General features: G+C 60.3%; 15 protein-coding genes. 9 read left to right on the top strand and 6 right to left on the bottom strand.

Annotated features, from left to right (window positions below; genetic code table 11):
* Positions 1 to 56: 56 nt before the first annotated feature.
* Entirely contained in the window at positions 57 to 1877 is a 1821-nt protein-coding gene (gene aspS, locus HMPREF2635_RS04060) for an aspartate--tRNA ligase (RefSeq protein WP_049154574.1), read from the bottom strand.
* A gap of 233 nt (positions 1878 to 2110) precedes the next feature.
* Between aspS and HMPREF2635_RS04055 the strand changes: the two genes are divergently transcribed.
* From HMPREF2635_RS04055 to HMPREF2635_RS04030, 6 genes are all read left to right on the top strand, one after another.
* Positions 2111 to 3004, top strand: coding sequence for a KPN_02809 family neutral zinc metallopeptidase (locus HMPREF2635_RS04055; RefSeq protein ID WP_049154573.1), 894 nt, complete (start codon positions 2111 to 2113; stop codon positions 3002 to 3004).
* Between the two features lie 337 nt (positions 3005 to 3341).
* Complete coding sequence (locus HMPREF2635_RS04050; RefSeq protein WP_198525934.1) at positions 3342 to 4931, top strand: inorganic phosphate transporter; 1590 nt, start codon at positions 3342 to 3344, stop codon at positions 4929 to 4931.
* Between the two features lie 138 nt (positions 4932 to 5069).
* Positions 5070 to 5792: a CBS domain-containing protein gene (locus HMPREF2635_RS04045; RefSeq protein WP_049154572.1), complete on the top strand. Its 723-nt coding sequence runs from the start codon at positions 5070 to 5072 to the stop codon at positions 5790 to 5792.
* Between the two features lie 45 nt (positions 5793 to 5837).
* Positions 5838 to 6944: an LLM class flavin-dependent oxidoreductase gene (locus tag HMPREF2635_RS04040; protein WP_070821309.1), complete on the top strand. Its 1107-nt coding sequence runs from the start codon at positions 5838 to 5840 to the stop codon at positions 6942 to 6944.
* On the top strand, positions 6945 to 7622 hold the full coding sequence (locus HMPREF2635_RS04035) for an FMN reductase (protein WP_070821308.1): 678 nt from the start codon (positions 6945 to 6947) through the stop codon (positions 7620 to 7622). It abuts the gene before it with no gap.
* A 73-nt stretch (positions 7623 to 7695) separates the two neighbouring features.
* Positions 7696 to 9105 carry an L-serine ammonia-lyase gene (locus tag HMPREF2635_RS04030; protein WP_070821307.1) on the top strand — a complete coding sequence of 470 codons (1410 nt, stop codon included), beginning with the start codon at positions 7696 to 7698 and terminating at the stop codon, positions 9103 to 9105.
* Here HMPREF2635_RS04030 and hisS read toward each other — a convergent pair.
* Genes hisS through tpx form a run of 3 tightly spaced genes read right to left on the bottom strand, consistent with a single transcriptional unit; the run spans position 9102 to position 11526 of the window.
* The gene (gene hisS / locus HMPREF2635_RS04025; RefSeq protein WP_070821306.1) at positions 9102 to 10379 is read right to left on the bottom strand and encodes a histidine--tRNA ligase; all 1278 of its coding nucleotides are present in this window, start codon (positions 10377 to 10379) and stop codon (positions 9102 to 9104) included. The genes HMPREF2635_RS04030 and hisS overlap by 4 nt on opposite strands.
* Positions 10380 to 10384: 5 nt before the next feature.
* Entirely contained in the window at positions 10385 to 11029 is a 645-nt protein-coding gene (locus tag HMPREF2635_RS04020; protein WP_070513224.1) for an MBL fold metallo-hydrolase, read from the bottom strand.
* The gene (gene tpx, locus HMPREF2635_RS04015; protein WP_070513221.1) at positions 11029 to 11526 is read right to left on the bottom strand and encodes a thiol peroxidase; all 498 of its coding nucleotides are present in this window, start codon (positions 11524 to 11526) and stop codon (positions 11029 to 11031) included. Before tpx ends, HMPREF2635_RS04020 begins: the two co-directional genes overlap by 1 nt.
* Before the next feature lie 106 nt (positions 11527 to 11632).
* Here tpx and HMPREF2635_RS04010 point away from each other — a divergent pair, with 106 nt between their 5' ends.
* The 3 genes from HMPREF2635_RS04010 to HMPREF2635_RS04000 all read left to right on the top strand — a co-directional run bounded on the left by HMPREF2635_RS04010 (position 11633) and on the right by HMPREF2635_RS04000 (position 13432).
* A complete protein-coding gene (locus HMPREF2635_RS04010) occupies positions 11633 to 12493 on the top strand; it encodes a peptidylprolyl isomerase (protein WP_046648581.1) in 861 nt (286 codons plus the stop codon).
* Positions 12494 to 12781: 288 nt separating this feature from the next.
* Positions 12782 to 13135: a hypothetical protein gene (locus HMPREF2635_RS04005; protein ID WP_070516928.1), complete on the top strand. Its 354-nt coding sequence runs from the start codon at positions 12782 to 12784 to the stop codon at positions 13133 to 13135.
* A gap of 45 nt (positions 13136 to 13180) precedes the next feature.
* Positions 13181 to 13432 (top strand): hypothetical protein, encoded by a 252-nt coding sequence (locus tag HMPREF2635_RS04000; RefSeq protein WP_046648585.1) that lies wholly within the window; start codon positions 13181 to 13183, stop codon positions 13430 to 13432.
* A gap of 302 nt (positions 13433 to 13734) precedes the next feature.
* On the opposite strand, the gene HMPREF2635_RS03995 is transcribed toward HMPREF2635_RS04000, so the two are convergent.
* The gene (locus tag HMPREF2635_RS03995) at positions 13735 to 14292 is read right to left on the bottom strand and encodes a DUF421 domain-containing protein (protein WP_210401586.1); all 558 of its coding nucleotides are present in this window, start codon (positions 14290 to 14292) and stop codon (positions 13735 to 13737) included.
* 101 nt (positions 14293 to 14393) lie between these two features.
* Positions 14394 to 16529 carry a bifunctional metallophosphatase/5'-nucleotidase gene (locus tag HMPREF2635_RS03990; RefSeq protein ID WP_070821305.1) on the bottom strand — a complete coding sequence of 712 codons (2136 nt, stop codon included), beginning with the start codon at positions 16527 to 16529 and terminating at the stop codon, positions 14394 to 14396.
* Positions 16530 to 16687 lie beyond the last annotated feature (158 nt).

Raw genomic sequence — 16687 nt, 5'->3', positions numbered from 1 at the left:
CTTGCTTGCCTGCTTCCACATATCGAAGGCCCAACTACATCACCGAGTTGAGCGACCTAGGACTCCTTCCCTGCCTTGTCGCCCTGAGCGGCCTTGGCTGCCTTCTCCGGCTTGAAATCCACGCCGGTCTCCTTGCGCTGCTCGGCAGGAATGGTGCCCGGAGCATCGGTCAATGGATCCACGCCGCCACCGGACTTCGGGAAGGCGATGACGTCACGAATGGAGTCGAAACCGCCCAGCAGGGAGACAATGCGGTCCCAACCGAACGCGATACCACCGTGCGGCGGGGCACCAAACTGGAAAGCGTCGAGCAGGAAGCCGAACTTTTCCTGTGCTTCTTCCTCACCGATGCCCATAACGTCGAAGACACGCTTCTGCACGTCCTGGTCGTGGATACGGATAGATCCGCCGCCGATCTCGTTGCCGTTGCAGACGATGTCGTAGGCGTAGGCCAGCGCCTCACCCGGGTTCTCGTCGAAGTTGTCCAGATACTCCGGCTTCGGCGAAGTGAAGGCGTGGTGTACCGCAGTCCACTTGGAGTGGCCCAGAGCCACGTCGCCGGAGGCGGTGGCATCAGCGGCAGGCTCGAACAGTGGTGCGTCCACAACCCAGGTGAAGGCCCAGTCGCCGTCCTTGATGAGATCCAGCTTCTTTGCAATCTCGCCGCGTGCTGCACCCAGAAGAGCGCGAGAAGACTTGGTGTCACCAGCCGCGAAGAAGATGGCGTCACCCGGCTTGGCGCCGACGTGCTCAGCAATGCCCTCGCGCTCGGCATCAGTAATGTTCTTGGCCACTGGGCCGCCCAAGGTGCCGTCCTCAGCGATGGTGATGTAAGCCAGGCCCTTCGCACCGCGCTGCTTTGCCCATTCCTGCCACGCATCGAACTGACGGCGCGGCTGGGAAGCTCCGCCTTCCATGACGACGGCGCCAACGTACTCGTTCTGGAACACGCGGAAAGTGGTGTCCTTGAAGAACTCGGTGCATTCCACGATCTTGATGTCGAAGCGCAGGTCCGGCTTATCGGAACCGTAGTACTTCATAGCGTCTGCGTAGGTCATGCGCGGAATCGGTGTCTTGATCTCGTAGCCGATGAGCTTCCACAGGGCGGAGATGATTTCTTCCGCGAGAGCGATCACATCGTCCTGATCAACGAAGGACATCTCGACGTCGAGCTGTGTAAACTCCGGCTGACGGTCCGCGCGGAAGTCCTCATCGCGGTAGCAGCGAGCGATTTGGTAGTAACGCTCCATGCCGGCCACCATGAGCAGCTGCTTAAACAGCTGCGGCGACTGCGGGAGTGCGTACCAGCTGCCCGGCTTGAGGCGGGCGGGCACGAGGAAGTCACGAGCGCCCTCCGGGGTGGAACGGGTCAGGGTCGGGGTTTCGATTTCAGTGAAATCATGGCTATCCAGGACCTGGCGAGCGGCGCGGTTAGCTGCCGAGCGCAGGCGCAGAGCCTCGTGCTGGCGCTCCCGACGCAGATCGAGGTAGCGGTACTTCAGACGAGTCTCTTCGCCGACCTCACCGGAGGAAGAAGGATCATCGATCTGGAATGGCAGCGCTGCAGACTTGTTGAGCACTTCCAGATCCGTAACGTTGACCTCAATCTCACCGGAGGCCAGGTTCGCGTTAGCGGAACCCTCTGGACGGGGCTCCACCACGCCGGTGACCTTAACGCAGTACTCGGAGCGCAGATCGTGGGCGCGCTCAGCCACCTCGGATTCACGGAAAACCACCTGGGCAACGCCGGAGCGATCACGCAGGTCAATGAAGATAACACCGCCGTGGTCGCGACGGCGCGCCACCCAACCCGTCAGGGTGACGGTCTCCCCCGCCATCTCTTTGCGCAGTTCGCCTGCCAAATGTGTACGCAGCACTCTCGTTCAATCCCTTCTCATCGTTGACGCTCGCACCCACACACGCCACGCGTAGACAGCACGCGCCGAGGGATGCAAGAACTTGAACGGCCCAAGTCTACCGCCCGCACCAGACTTGCTCAGCGCTGGGGTAAACACCGAGCGCCGCCGAACGTCGAGCACTGGTACCCCCGCTTGACGCAGCTCCCCTCATCACACGCACATCACCGCCCGCATATGGCAAAATCTGGACCATGACTTTCAAATCTGGCGCCAACTTTGATGGCAAGCGAGCAAGCTCCGGCGGCGGGGGCCGCGGCGGCATGATCGCTACCGGCGGCGGCATTGGCTCCCTCCTCCTCATTGGCCTCTATCTCTTGCTTGGCGGCGATCTTGGTGACATCACCGAAAGCAGCCCTCAGCCCGACCAAACCCAGGTCGGCCCAGAGGAAAGCGGAGAGGATGCCTTCGCACACTGCCAAACTGCCGAGGACGGCAATAAGTACGACGACTGCCGCGTCATGTTCGCCGCCCAGTCCGTCGACAAGGTCTGGGCCCAGCAGCTGCCGGATCAGGCAGGCATCGAGTACGTCGAACCCGGCCGCGTCATCTTTAACAACACCACTATGTCCGGCTGTGGCCAAGCCTCCGGCGCCACCGGGCCGTTCTACTGCCCGGCCGATGAGTCCGCCTATTTCGACACCGCGTTCTTCGATCAGCTCCGCAACTTCGGTGGGGATAATGCACCTCTGGCACAGATGTATATCGTCGCCCACGAATTTGGCCACCACATTCAGAAGCTAGAGGGCACACTCAGCTTGTCCAATTACAACGAACCCGGCGAGGACTCCAACGCAGTGAAGATTGAGCTGCAAGCGGATTGCTATGCCGGACTGTGGGCACACTACGCCGACAAGGGTGAGGATGCTTTGCTCGAAACGATCACCGAACAGCAGGTCACCGACGCCGTCAACACTGCCCGCGCCGTGGGCGACGACAACATCCAGCGCCGCTCTGGCGGCGAGGTACGCCCCGATACCTGGACACACGGCTCCTCTGAGGACCGAGCACAATCCTTCCTCGCCGGATATAACAGCGGAAAGATGGAGCAGTGCGACACTTTGGGTCGAGGCGTATATAAGTCTTAATACCGAGCGTCAAAAATGTTGGTGTGTCCACCGAAAGGCCACACCACCCCCAAATGTGCCACAAAATGTGCAGATTAAATTCAAATACATGAGGTGTTTACCTGCCGGCAATCTTGATGCTTTACCCTGATCAAGTTCCCGCCGGTTCGTGGTGGGATCCGCTCTGTCTTTAAAAACATAAAAGAACTGTGCGTGATGTCATCACCTGCACCGCAGCAGGTACGTTAATCCCCATCATTATTGACGCTTTTACCTTGCCCGCGGCAGCCCGCGCTTCCTCATCACGCAGCGTTCTCTTCATGAAAGGAACGACGTTTTGAGCACCGCCACGCCGACGATGCCTGATCTCGAAACGATGAATGGTAAGAACAAGGACTGGATTTGGCACTTGTTCTTCGGCGCCATCACCGCTGTTACTCTTGTCCTCTTCATCATTTGGGGCAACGGAGAGGTTGCTGAGGGCGCTAACAAGATCGTCCTTGTTACCGCGATCATCTTCGCCGTATTCATGGCCTTCAACATTGGTGGCAATGACGTCGCCAACTCTTTCGGTACCTCCGTGGGTGCGGGAACCCTCTCTATGAAGCAGGCCCTCGCTGTTGCGGCGGTTTTTGAGGTATCCGGCGCGATCCTCGCCGGCGGCGAGGTTACCGACACCGTCCGCTCCGGCATTGTGGACCTCGACGCCATTGACGGGCTCGACCCCATGGAGTTCGTCTACATCATGATGGCGTCGCTGCTCGGCGCTGCCATCTGGCTGCTCGTCGCTACCCGCATGGGCTGGCCGGTTTCTACGACCCACTCCATCGTCGGCGGTATCGTCGGCGCCGCGCTGACCGTCGGCTTCGTCACCGGCAAGGGCGGAATGGACATGGTGCAGTGGGGCGGCATTGGCACCATTGCTTTCTCCTGGGTACTTTCACCAGTTCTTGGCGGTGTTGCCGCTTACCTGCTGTTTAGGTGGATTAAGGCTTCCATCCTCGTCTACAACGACGCCGCAGACGAGCGTCTGCGCGACATCAAGGTTCGCCGCGCTGAGCTGCGCAAGGAGCACAAGACCCGCTTCGAGCGCATGAACGAGCTGCAGCAGATTTCCTACACCAACGCCATGGCCCGTGATGCCGCCCTCACCGCGGAAGATGATTACGATCCAGAGGCGCTCGAGTCCGACTACTACCGAGATTTGCACAACCTCAACAAGGATCTCGAGGACGTCAACGCGCACCGCGCACTAGAGAACTGGGTCCCGCTGCTGGCAGCATTGGGCGCTGTTATCATCTCCGCGATGATGCTCTTCAAGGGCCTCAAGAACACCGGCGTTGACTTCTCCACACTTGAGAACCTCCTTGTCATGGGCATGGTAGGTGCCGTGGTCTGGATGGCCGTCTTCATCTTCGCCCGCTCTCTGAAGAAGAAGTCCCTGTCCCGCTCCACCTTCCTCCTCTTCTCTTGGATGCAGGTCTTCACCGCCTCCGCCTTCGCGTTCTCGCACGGCTCGAACGACATCGCCAACGCCATCGGCCCCTTCGCCGCCGTCTTCGATGTCCTGCAGACCAACCGGATTTCTGACGAAGTCACCGTCCCGCTGCCGGTCATGGTGGCTATGGGCATTGCCCTCGTTTCTGGCCTGTGGTTCATCGGCCGCTTCGTTATCCAGACCGTCGGTTCCGGCCTGACCCAGATGCACCCCTCCTCCGGTTTCGCCGCTGAGCTGGCTGCCGCTGCCGTTGTCATGGCAGCCTCCCTCCTAGGCCTCCCGGTTTCCTCGACGCACATCCTCATCGGTGCTGTCCTTGGCGTCGGCATCGTCAACCGCGCTGCTAACTGGAACCTGATGAAGCCCATCGCCCTCGCATGGGTCATCACTCTCCCAGCCGCCGCTGCCATCGCAGCTGTGACGGTCTCCATCCTGCGCGTCGTGTTCTAGTCTCAACACAACACGCGCACAGGGCATCGTACCCAGTCGCCGCGAGTCTCCTGCCGCCTCGGGATACTCGCGGCTTCTTTGTTTTCTCTGTCCACCAGCGACCACTGGGGTTTGAGAGCACCCGTACACTGGGACGGCATGAGCGATAACTCCCTGGCCAGATTCTTTTCCGCATTCAACGACATTGAGCAGTTTCTCCGCCAGGCCGTCGGGGCCAAGAACTCCGACTCCTTCTGGTGGATTGTCGACCGCGCACACGACAAACACCTGCTCAGCAAGCGCCAGGCAGAGCAGCTCAAGGACTTAGGTAATCTGCGCAACGCCATCGCCCACGGCCGCTATTTCGACGGCGAGCCCATCGCTACCCCGCACCCACAGGTGCTGGCGCAGCTAGAGAACCTCCAGCGGCTTCTTACAGATCCGCCCACGGCACAGTCCTTACTCGCCAACCGTGAGGTCACCACACTTGGCCCCGATACCCCGATCATAGAGGCTCTCCGGCTCATTAATAGGACCGGCTATTCGCAGATCCCGATTTATGATTCCGGCGCTTACCAAGCCCTCCTCACGACCAATGTCATCGCCCGCTGGGTCGCAGCAGATTTGGGAGACGATGGTGTGGTCAACGCGGCGTCGATTAGCGCCGTTCTAGAGTTTGCAGAGAAGAAGGACAGGGCCGAGTTCCTTCCCCGCAACGCCAGTGCGCAAGAGGTCATCGATGCCCTCACCGAACCCGCGGCGGACGGCACGCATCCTAGTGCGGTTCTCCTTACCGAGCAGGGCAAGCCTTCGCAGCGCCCGCTCGCCATCGCAACGCCAGCGGATCTTGCAGTCTTGGTCGACGCCCTTGAGTGGGAATAATTACCCGGCTAAACTTTGTTGACATGTCACAGAGAGGAGTATGGCATGCAATTTGGAGTCTTTAGCATCGGTGATGTCACGCAAGATCCCACCACCGGTCGCACCCCCACCGAGGCCGAGCGCATCCGCGCTATGACAGAAATCGCCCTCAAGGCAGAGGAGGTGGGCCTCGACGTCTTCGCCACCGGCGAGCACCACAACCCACCCTTCGTCCCGTCCGCACCCACCACCCATCTGGCCTACATCGCGGCGCAGACGAAGAACCTGCACCTCTCCACTGCCACCACGCTGATCACCACCAACGACCCCGTCCGGCTTGCAGAGGACTACGCTTTTCTCCAGCACCTGGCTGACGGGCGCATCGATCTCATGTTGGGCCGCGGTAACACCGGTCCGGTTTACCCGTGGTTTGGCAAAGATATCCGCGAAGGTATCCCTCTGGCGGTGGAGAACTACCACCTGCTGCGCCGCCTGTGGCGCGAACCGGTCGTGTCCTGGCAAGGAAAATTCCGCACCCCGCTACAGGGATTCACCGCCACACCGGCGCCGCTCGACGGCATCCCGCCCTTCGTCTGGCACGGCTCTATCCGCTCCCCGCAGATTGCCGAACAGGCCGCCTACTATGGCGATGGTTTCTTCCACAGCAACATCTTCTGGAACAAGGAACACACCGCGAAGATGGTGAGCCTCTACCGCAACCGCTACGAATCCTACGGTCATGGTCGCGGGGATCAGGCCATCGTGGGCCTCGGCGGGCATGTCTTCATCGGGTCTACCGAGCAGGAGGCGAAGGATTTCTTCCGCCCCTACTTCGACAACGCCCCGGTCTACGGCCAAGGCCCTTCCTTAGAAGAATTCACCGCACAAACCCCACTGACGGTAGGCACGGTGGAGCAGGTCGTAGAACGAACCCTGCAGTTCGCCGACTGGGTGGGCGACTATCAGCGCCAGCTCTTCCTTATCGATCATGCCGGCCTTCCGCAAGAGGTGGTGCTAGCGCAGATTGAGATTCTGGGTACGCAGGTCGTCCCTGAGCTGCGCCGGCGCTTTGAGGAGCGCCGCCCAGATCATGTACCTTCTGACCCGCCAACGCACGCCACGCTCGGTAGTTATGAACCACACGCGTTGGTCAACCCTGGAGAGGAGAAGTAGATGCGGTCACTCGTCGTCATTACGGCTGGGTTGTCATCGCCGTCCTCGACGCGCGCGCTTGCCGACGCCCTCTCGGCCGCCACCTCCGCCCACGTCACCGCGCGGGGCGAAGGCACCGACATCACCGTCGTCGAGCTCCGGGACCTCGCGAGCGAGCTAGCTGAGGCCATGACCAACTGGGTTTCGCCCACGCCCCGTCTCACCGCGGCTCAGTCCGCGGTGCTGGATGCCGACGGCCTCATCGCGGTCAGTCCCGTGTTCCAGGGCAGTTACTCGGGACTGTTCAAGATGTTCTTCGACACCTTGGAGCCGCATTCCTTGGAGGGGCTTCCTACCCTCATCGCGGCCACGGGCGGCTCCAGCCGTCACGCCCTAGTGTTGGATTATGCCCTGCGCCCACTACTCAATTACCTGCATGCCACGGTGGTCCCCACCGGGATCTTCCAGGCCACGGAAGACTTTGGCACTGCTGAGGGCGCGCGCAATGAAAAGCGCATCGAGCGCGCCACGGGCGAGCTCGCAGACCTCATGGTGCGCCCGCTCGACCGCGTAGCTGGCCTTGCCGGCTCTCTCGGCGAACCGCGCAACACGCACCAGGGTTCTACCGGGAAGGCACCTGATTCGGGCTCAGGGGGATTCCGCGAACTCCTGTCCCGCCACGACGGCCAACCGGGCTAAGCAACTACTGGGGGCGCTCGGTACTATCGTAAGGCGTAACTTATCTAACGCTTCTAAGGAGGTTTAACCCCCCATGACAATTAGCGTGACCGACATCTTCTCGATCGGTATCGGTCCCTCCTCCTCCCACACCGTGGGCCCGATGCGTGCTGCTAAGGCCTTCCTCGAGACCCTTGAGCAACACCCGGCAAAGGTCCACATCGAACTGCGTGGCTCTTTGTCCGCTACCGGCCGTGGACACGCTACGGACCGGGCCGTCATTCTAGGCCTCGCCGGGTGGGATCCGCTCTCCGTTCCGCTCGATGCTGAGCCACGCGCAGATGCCTTCATCCCCACCGAGGGCAGCATCAGCGGCCCAGCAGGTGAGGTGGAATACAGCATCGAATTCAACAACGAGCCGGTGCCCGAGCACCCGAACTGCCTCATTTTCACTGCCTGGGACGAAGACGGCTCCATCCTCGCCGAGAACGCGGAGTATTTCTCCGTCGGTGGCGGGTTCATCCTGTCCCGCGAGGAGTTTGATGCCCAGCTGCAGACGGAAAGCGGAGTCCCCGCTGGCGTCGCAGCAGCCACCGCCGAGGACGTTGTCCCCTATGAGTTCCAGTCAGGCGAGCACCTGCTTCACCTCTGCGCTGCCAATGACATGGCGATTTGGGAGATCGTTGCGGCGAACGAGGCTGTGCTTCACCGCGACGAGGGCGGTCTCGACTACGTCTACCAGCACCTCGATCTCGTCTGGGACATCATGCGCGAATGCGTGACCGAGGGAATTTCCACCAAGGGAATCTTGCCTGGTGGTCTCCGCGTCAACCGCCGCGCGCCGCAGATGTACCAGCAGTTGTTGGCCAAGCAGGACGACGAGTCCTGTGGCTTTTCCGCGATGGAATGGGTAAACCTCTACGCGCTCGCCGTCAACGAGCAGAACGCCGCCGGCGGCCGCGTCATTACTGCGCCGACGAATGGCGCCTGTGGCATCATACCGGCGGTACTCCATTATGCCCGCGACTTCATGGCGGACTTTACGCGCGCCGATGCTCGCCGCTACCTGCTCACTGCGGGTGCCGTGGGCATCATTATCAAGTCCAATGCCTCCATTTCCGGCGCCGAGGTGGGCTGCCAGGGTGAGGTAGGCTCCGCCTCCTCTATGGCGGCGGCCGGCATGGCCGAACTGCTTGGGGGGACTCCGGAGCAGGTAGAGAATGCTGCCGAGATCGCGCTTGAGCACAACCTCGGCTTGACCTGCGACCCGGTCGGCGGCCTCGTGCAGATTCCCTGCATCGAGCGCAACGCCATCGGTGCCGTCAAGTCCATCAACGCCGCACGCCTGGCCCGCATGGGAGAGGGAACGCACCACGTTACCCTCGATAACGCGGTACGCACGATGGCCGAAACGGGGCGCGACATGCTCTCCAAGTACAAGGAGACCTCGCTCGGTGGTCTAGCGAAGACGATGGGCTTCACCGTCTCCCAGGTGGAGTGCTAAACCAGCTGACGAAGCTGCTTGACGACGTCCCCCACGGGGACGTCGTGCTGCTCGTGCGCGCGCAGATCCTTGAGCGCCACGGTGCCAGACTCTAGCTCCTGGTCACCGAGGACGAGTGCGAAGCGGGCGTTGGCGCGATCAGCGCCCTTCATCGCTCCCTTGAGGCCGCGGTCACCGAAGGACATGTCCGCGGAAATACCGGCCTTGCGGAGGTCATCAATGATGCTGACCATCTTCTTCTTTGCCGCAGCGCCCAAAGCAACGCCATAAACGGCCACGCGCTCTTCGACGCCGTCGAGCTCCACGCCCTCGGCTTCCAGGGCCAAAACCGTGCGGTCCACTCCGAGGCCGTAGCCGATACCGGACAACTCCTGTCCGCCGAGCTGAGCCATGAGCCCGTCGTAGCGGCCGCCGCCGCCAATGCCGGACTGCGCGCCGAGGCCATCGTGGACGAATTCGAAACAGGTCTTCGTGTAGTAATCGAGACCGCGGACCATGCGCGGGTTGATGGTGTAGGGCACGCCCATGTCATCGAGCAGGCCAGTGACCGTCTCAAAGTGCTCGCGGCACTCGGCATTGAGGTGGTCGAGCATCAGGGGGGCGTCGACAAGCTGCTCCTGGACTTCCGGGCGCTTGTCATCGAGCACGCGTAGCGGGTTCAGCTCCGCGCGGGCCCTGGTTTCTTCGTCTAGATCCAGCTTGAACAGGAACTCCTGCAGCTTCTCGCGGTAGGCCGGGCGGCAGTCGTGGTCACCCAAGCTGGTCAGCTCAAGGCGGAATTGGCTCAGGCCTAGGCTGCGGTAGGAGCGATCCGCCAAGGCAATGATCTCTGCGTCCAGCGCCGGATCGTCTACTCCGATAGCCTCGACGCCGACCTGCTGCAGCTGGCGATAGCGGCCCGCCTGCGGGCGCTCGTAGCGGAAGAAAGGACCATAGTAGTTCAGCTTGACCGGTAGTTGGCCGCGGTCGAGGTTGTGTTCAATGACCGCGCGCATGACACCAGCGGTGCCTTCTGGGCGCAGTGTCACGGAACGATCGCCACGATCGGCGAAGGTGTACATTTCCTTGGACACAACATCCGTGGACTCCCCCACACCGCGGGCGAACAACGAGGTGTCCTCGAAGATAGGGAGCTCGATGTGTTGGAAGCCGGACAGGTGTGCCTGGTGCACGAAGGTGTCGCGCACCTTGGCAAAGATGGCCGATTGCGGCGGGACGTAGTCCGGCACACCTTTGGGCGCGGACAGGGCTTTGAACTGCTTCTTATCACTCACGCCCTTTAGAGTACATCCCCCGCTGCGCGTAGAAACGGATTAGTCGCGCGTTCACGACGCATAGTCGTGGTCGGGCCATGGCCCGGCAAGATAGCAAGGGAGTCATCGAGGCCCCACACCGGGCCGCGCAAGGAACGCTGCATCGCGGCGTGGTCGGAGTGCGGCAAGTCGGTGCGCCCGATGGAACCCTTAAACAGCACGTCGCCCGTCAGGGCAACCTCCTCAGCCACGAGAATGACGCATCCGGGCGAGTGACCTGGTGCATGGAGCAGCTTGAACTCAAGGCCAACCAGATTCAACGTTTCTCCGCCGATCAAGTCGCGACGGTCCGCCACCTGCTTCATGGAGGCGGCAGCAAAGAGCATCTGCGATTCGGGGGACACACCGGAGCCATCCACAAGCATAAACGCGTCATCTGGGTGGATGTAGACCGGTAGGTCGAACTCGGCGGCATCGCGCGTGTGGTCAATGTGGCCGTGGGTGAGCACGACGGCCTCAAACTCCAAGGACTTCTCACGCGCGAGCTGCTCAAGCTTCTCGCGCGTGTGCATCCCTGGGTCCACGATGAACGCCCGGGATCCGTTAGCCACCACATAAGTGTTGGTTTTATAAGGCCCGGCGGCGAAACCGTAGATTTCGGGAGCGGGCATTACTTGAGCGATGCCAAAGCTGCGTCGTAGTCCGGCTCAGTCGTGACCTCCGGAACCAGCTCGGTGTAGGTCACCTTGTGGTCCTCGTCGGTGACGATGACCGCGCGGGCGAACAGGCCCTTGAGTGGGGACCCCTCTAGCACGAGGCCCAGCTTATCCGCGAAGTCAGAGCGGAAGTCAGAGGCGCTGACGACATTCTCAATGCCCTCAGCTGCGCAGAAACGCTCCTGTGCGAACGGCAGGTCACGAGAGACAGACAGAACAACAGTGTTCTCCAGTCCAGCCGCCTCCTCGTTGAACTTGCGCAGCTGCGCCGCGCACACACCAGTGTCGACGGATGGGAAGCATGAAACGACGAGGCGCTTGCCGGCGAAGTCTGCCTTGGTCAGCTCTGCCAGATCGGTACCGACAAGGGTGAAGTCCGGCAGGACCTCACCAACCTTGGGCAGCTCGGCGTTGGTTTCGACGGGTTCATTCTGAAAATTCGTTGTAGCCATGGCACCCAAGCGTACTGACGCGCGGGGCGTCGCGCCATGATGTAGGACGGTGCGGTTAGGATAGGTGAGTCGAAAGTTGTGAACCACCACTGTGGAGGAAACATAGGTGTCTACTAACAGCCAGCGCTTGGATGATGCGCTCAACCAGCTCGATCGCGAGCTGAAGTCCCGCGACCGTAAACAGAAGAGCCGCCCACTTGGCGTTGTTGTGATGGCAGCCGTCGTCATTATTGCCCTCGTCGGCGGAATCTGGTTCTTGGCTACCCGCTCGTCGGAGGAAGAGGAGATTCAGGCCGAGGAGAGCTCGGCCGCGGAGACCACAACCGAAGCCCCCACCGCCGAGCCTTTGATCGGCAAGCGTGCCACACCGCTGGGTGACACCGTAACGTGTGAATACCCAGAAGCAGGTGACGCCTCCCGTGAGGTGCCTACGCCTAACGGCAAGGACATTCCAGCCAAGGGTGAGGTGACCGTCAACTTCGCCACCAAGCAGGGCGACATCGAGATGACCCTCGACCGCTCCCTAGCTCCGTGTACCGTCAACGCAATCACGGACATGATTTCGGCCAAGTACTATGACGACACCGTGTGCCACCGCATGACCGATGGCGGCATCTTCGTTCTGCAGTGTGGCGACCCGACCGGCCAGGGCGCCGGTGGACCAGGCTTCCAGTTTGCCAACGAGTACCCCACCGATGAGTCTGACGATGCCGCCAAGGCACAGCCTGCCCTGTACCCGAAGGGCTCCATCGCGATGGCCAACGCCGGCGAAGATACCAACGGTTCGCAGTTCTTCATTAACTACAAGGACTCGACGCTTCCTCCCTCCTACACCTACTTTGGTGATTTGACGGAGAAGGGTCAGAAGACCATCGACGCTATCGCTGCTAAGGGCGTCAAGGATGGACAGTCTGACGGAGAGCCCGCCGAAGAGGTGCGCATCACCAAGGCAACCATCGAGGGATAAGTTTTACCCCCTTTACGGTGACTAGCCCCACTCGCGTTCAGCGAGCGGGGCTATTTCTTTACCACTCCGCCCCACCCCGCCCGGTACTAAGAATTTCTTAGCCTTGAGCAGTTCATTTGGCAAACCACTCACCCACCACAGGCACCTCTGTTTAATATCCGCAGCTCACATACGGCGGCCAGCAGATACACAGACTCACCAACTAATTGCCAAATCTATTGCAAATCGCACAATGTCTCAGTAGCATCTGTGAGGTCTTTGAAATTCCCGAGATCTTAAGGAACGAGAATGAAGTTCTTCTCCCGTAAGGCCCTTGTTGCTGCCGCTACCGCTGCAACCGTTTCCCTGTCCGGCGTGTCCGTTGCTTCCGCTGAGGACACCGCAGTCGTAACCAACGAGTCCGCAGACTCCGAGTCCACCACGGACAACAACAAGGAGACCGACAACTCCGAGTCCGAGAACGACAAGGAGAAGGAAGAGGAGTCCTCTTCTTCCTCCTCCAACGACTCTGAGGGTTCCTCCATCACCGACATGAAGCCGTCTGAGATCCGCGACTGGATCGCAGTCTTCACCGCCATCATCGGCGCTCTGGGCACCGTCTTCGCCTTCTACCAGAAGAACTTCGCTCCTAACGCGAAGTAATTCGGTTTCTCTTTCCACCCTCTCCAAAGATTAGGACACTCCACCATGAAGTTCTTCTCCCGTAAGTCCCTCGTTGCCGTTGCTACCGCTGCGACCATCACCTTCTCCGGCACCGCTGTTGCTTCCGCTGCTCCGGTCGAGAACGATAGCTCCTCCGCTGCTTTCTTCGCTCTCTCCTCCGACGATGAGGGCAACGTCAGCCCGAAGGAGATCCGCGAGTGGATCAAGGTTATCACCTCCATCATCGGCGCCATGGATGACGCATTGCGTCTCGGCGACAAGCTCGCTGGCAACTAAGCCGCAAGCACGTAAGTCTCCTCCCGCGTTCAACGCGCCGGAGGAGATTTTTCGTTTTGCGGGCTGGCCATCCCCCGTTTGACCGTTACTGCCCTAGACACTGCTGCCCTGGACGTGCTGCCTTAGTTGCCAAAGTTTTCCCTCCCGCCCCGGGGATCGGGCTATGTTTTCGTCACGTAGGGCAGTCTGGTCCCCACCCCATGAGGCTCGCGCTCTCGTGTGGAATGGAGAAAGGTATCTCGGCACGTCCTTCAGGACTCCAACCCTCACAGTGGTTAGCAGGTCTAACAGCTGGCGAGAATCTATTCGCTATCCTTTTGCGAGTCTTCTTCGACTTCTTCGATGCGCTCGGCGCCGAGGATATCCTTAAACACTGAAGCGTCGACAAGCTGGCCACGGCGGATGACCGAAATCTGACCAGTCGGTTCCAGAATCATAAGCTGTACATCGCTACGCCGTCCGAGCCCCGCCTTACGCACAGCGGAATTGATATCCCTCTCGGTGATGTGCGCAAAATGCATGTTGTCCTCTTGCAGTTCCCCCTTGTACACCAAAAGGACCGGTTTTCTGTCAATAAACCTCGACCACCTCACCAGCTGTCTGAAGGTGCCGAAAGCGGCCTCCAACAACATGAGCGTAAACAGTCCGATGATGCCGGCGGCAAGCGTGGGCGGGTTGCCTACGATGACACGTCCCGAGACCGCGCCAAACATAATGATGATGACAGCATCTGAGGCAGTGATGGATGTCAACACGCGGCTGCCGAAGAGTTTGACCAAGAGCATGAAGGCCAAATAGATGCCCAGCGTGGCGATCATCACCACTGGGATGCGGTGAGGCTCGATGCCGAGCTGATACATAGCCTCGCGTCCAAATAACCTCAGTGTATCCACAGCTTCCCACCATACCTTCCGCATGAGAAAAGCCCGCACCTCAGTGCGGGCTTTAAGAACGAGACTGACTAGATGTTGAACTGCTTGCGCAGCTGCTCAATCATCTGCTGTACCGGAGCCGGTAGCGCGCCTGCCGGCAGGTTAATAGCGCCAATCACAGCGGCAATGGCAGCGGCAATCGCTACGGTGATCCCCACGCCCAGGCCAACGGAGGACGCTACATCCTTGTTGGAGCCGTTATCCTTCGGATCCTTCGGGTTCTCTGGGTCCTTCGGGTCCTCGTCGTTACCCGCGCCCTCAAGGGTGATAGGCAGGACAGCCGTAGTACCAGCATCCGTGGTGATGGACAGCTTCTGCTCGCCCTCTAGGCCCTCCGGGATGGTGAGCTTGACGGTTGCGCGGCCACGCTCGCCAAACTGCTCATCACCCGGCTGTGCTGCGTTATCAATGCCTGCCTCAGCCTTAGCGTCACCCAGTGCAACGGTGACCTTCTTAGCCTGCGGCTCCTCAGCGTTGGAGTAGTTCAGGGAAGACAGGTCAATGGTAATCTCGCTGCCCGGCTTCAGGTCCCCCTCAATGTGAGCACCGATCTGACCCTGGCCGGTGCGGACCTTGGACTCTCCGGACGCAATGTAGTCAATCATCGCCTGGGTGTCCATGTGGCCAACGTCATTGCGGTTCTTGATGGAACCGGGCTCGAAGAAGCCATCGCCGCCTGCTTCCGTATCGCTGGATGCGAGGAAGGAGGACAGAGCAATGCTGTAATTCTTGTTCGGGTCAATCGGTTCACCGTTAATGGTGACGGACTTAACACGCTTGCCTTGCTCAGCCTTCTGGTCGTAGACAACGGTGACATTGTTGGACAGGCCTAGAGCCAGACGTGGGCGGGACTGGCCAGGCTTCCACTGGTTTTCCAGTGCGGTGATGAAGTCAGCTCCGCTGACCTCAGCGGTAATCACGGAGTTTCCGAAAGGCTGAACAGCAAAGATATCCTGGTATGTAACGTCACCTTCCTTGAGGTCGGCGCGCACACCGCCCGCGTTCATGACGCCAATTTCGATGTCCTTGCCCGCCGGCTTGGCTAGAGCGTAGCGCTGACCTTCCGCAATGAAGTTGTTAAGGGTGGACTCCACACCGCGGTTGGAACCGGTGTCCTTGCCCTCATCGGAGCCGCGGTACATGGCCTTCTCGGTGGTACCAGCAGTCTTGGCACCCTCAATCTCCGCTACTTTCTTTGCTTCCTCGACGACCTTAGCTACCTCGGGGTCGTCTTCGAGGCCCTGCAGCTGGGCGAAGACCTCTGCGTCGGCCACGTCGTACTGCTTGAGATCAATCTTGGTGATCTTCTTCTCGGCCTTGTCGAAGGTGATGTCGGCGTCGTTAAGCACCTTGCCGTACTCGTAGCCCTGTGCCCAGTACAGCGGCAATGCGCCCTCACGGGCAACCTCGCCCTGGGTCTTGACGTGAGTATCACCGCCAAAGAGGATGTCCACATCCTTGTTGAAGCCCTCAGCGAACTGCTGAGCATCCTCGTGCATGAGCGCCACAACAACCTCGGCCTCGCCGGATTCCTTCAGTCGGCTGGCTTCCTTATTGGTGGCCTCGACCGGGTCGGAGAACTCGACGCCCGGGATGGACGCAGCAGACACCTTGTACTTGGTGTTCTCAGTGACGGTACCAACGAAGCCCACCTTCACGCCGTCTACCTCCTTGACGAAGGAAGCATCGAGCAAGGGCTTGCCATCCTTGGTGACGTTGGCGCCCAGGATCGGGAAGTTGGACTGGTCCTTGATACGGCCCATAAGATCCTTATCGCCCTTGTCGAACTCGTGGTTGCCCACGGCCGTGACATCGAGATTCATAGCATTGAGGGCCTCGTTGGTGTACTTGTCCTCAGAAATCGCAGACACGAAAGCGGAACCGCCAACGTTATCACCGGAGGAGGTCAAGGCGTACTCCTGGTCCTTGTTGACGGCCTTGATGAGCGCAGCCATGCGAGCAGCACCCATCTCGGAGTAACCAACCAGTTCCTCGGTTTCCTTATCAAAGTTTTCGGCCAGCTCAAGGTGGCCGTGGAAGTCGGTGAAGTTGGTGACGGAGATGGTCACCTGGTCGGCCTCAGCGGCGAAGGCAGGTGCGCCGGAGACGGCAACGGCGGTAACGGTGGTGGCGGCCAACAGCTGGCCAAAGCGGCGGAAATTCACGTGGTACTCCTGAAGATGAGAGGAATCTTGTCCACGCGTTTATAACGCATCCATCACGGTTGCGCAGGGCTCGCTAACGCCTCCACCTGCACGTTTACTTAGCGTCTTCCCCGTTTTCATCCCAGCGCAACCCAGTGTTCAACCACACACCCCCGGTT

The sequence above is a fragment of the Corynebacterium sp. HMSC035E02 genome (assembly GCF_001836065.1).
Lineage (GTDB): Bacteria > Actinomycetota > Actinomycetes > Mycobacteriales > Mycobacteriaceae > Corynebacterium > Corynebacterium hiratae.
Note: the sequence above shows the minus strand (reverse complement) of the source record. Positions and strands in the feature narration are given on the sequence as shown.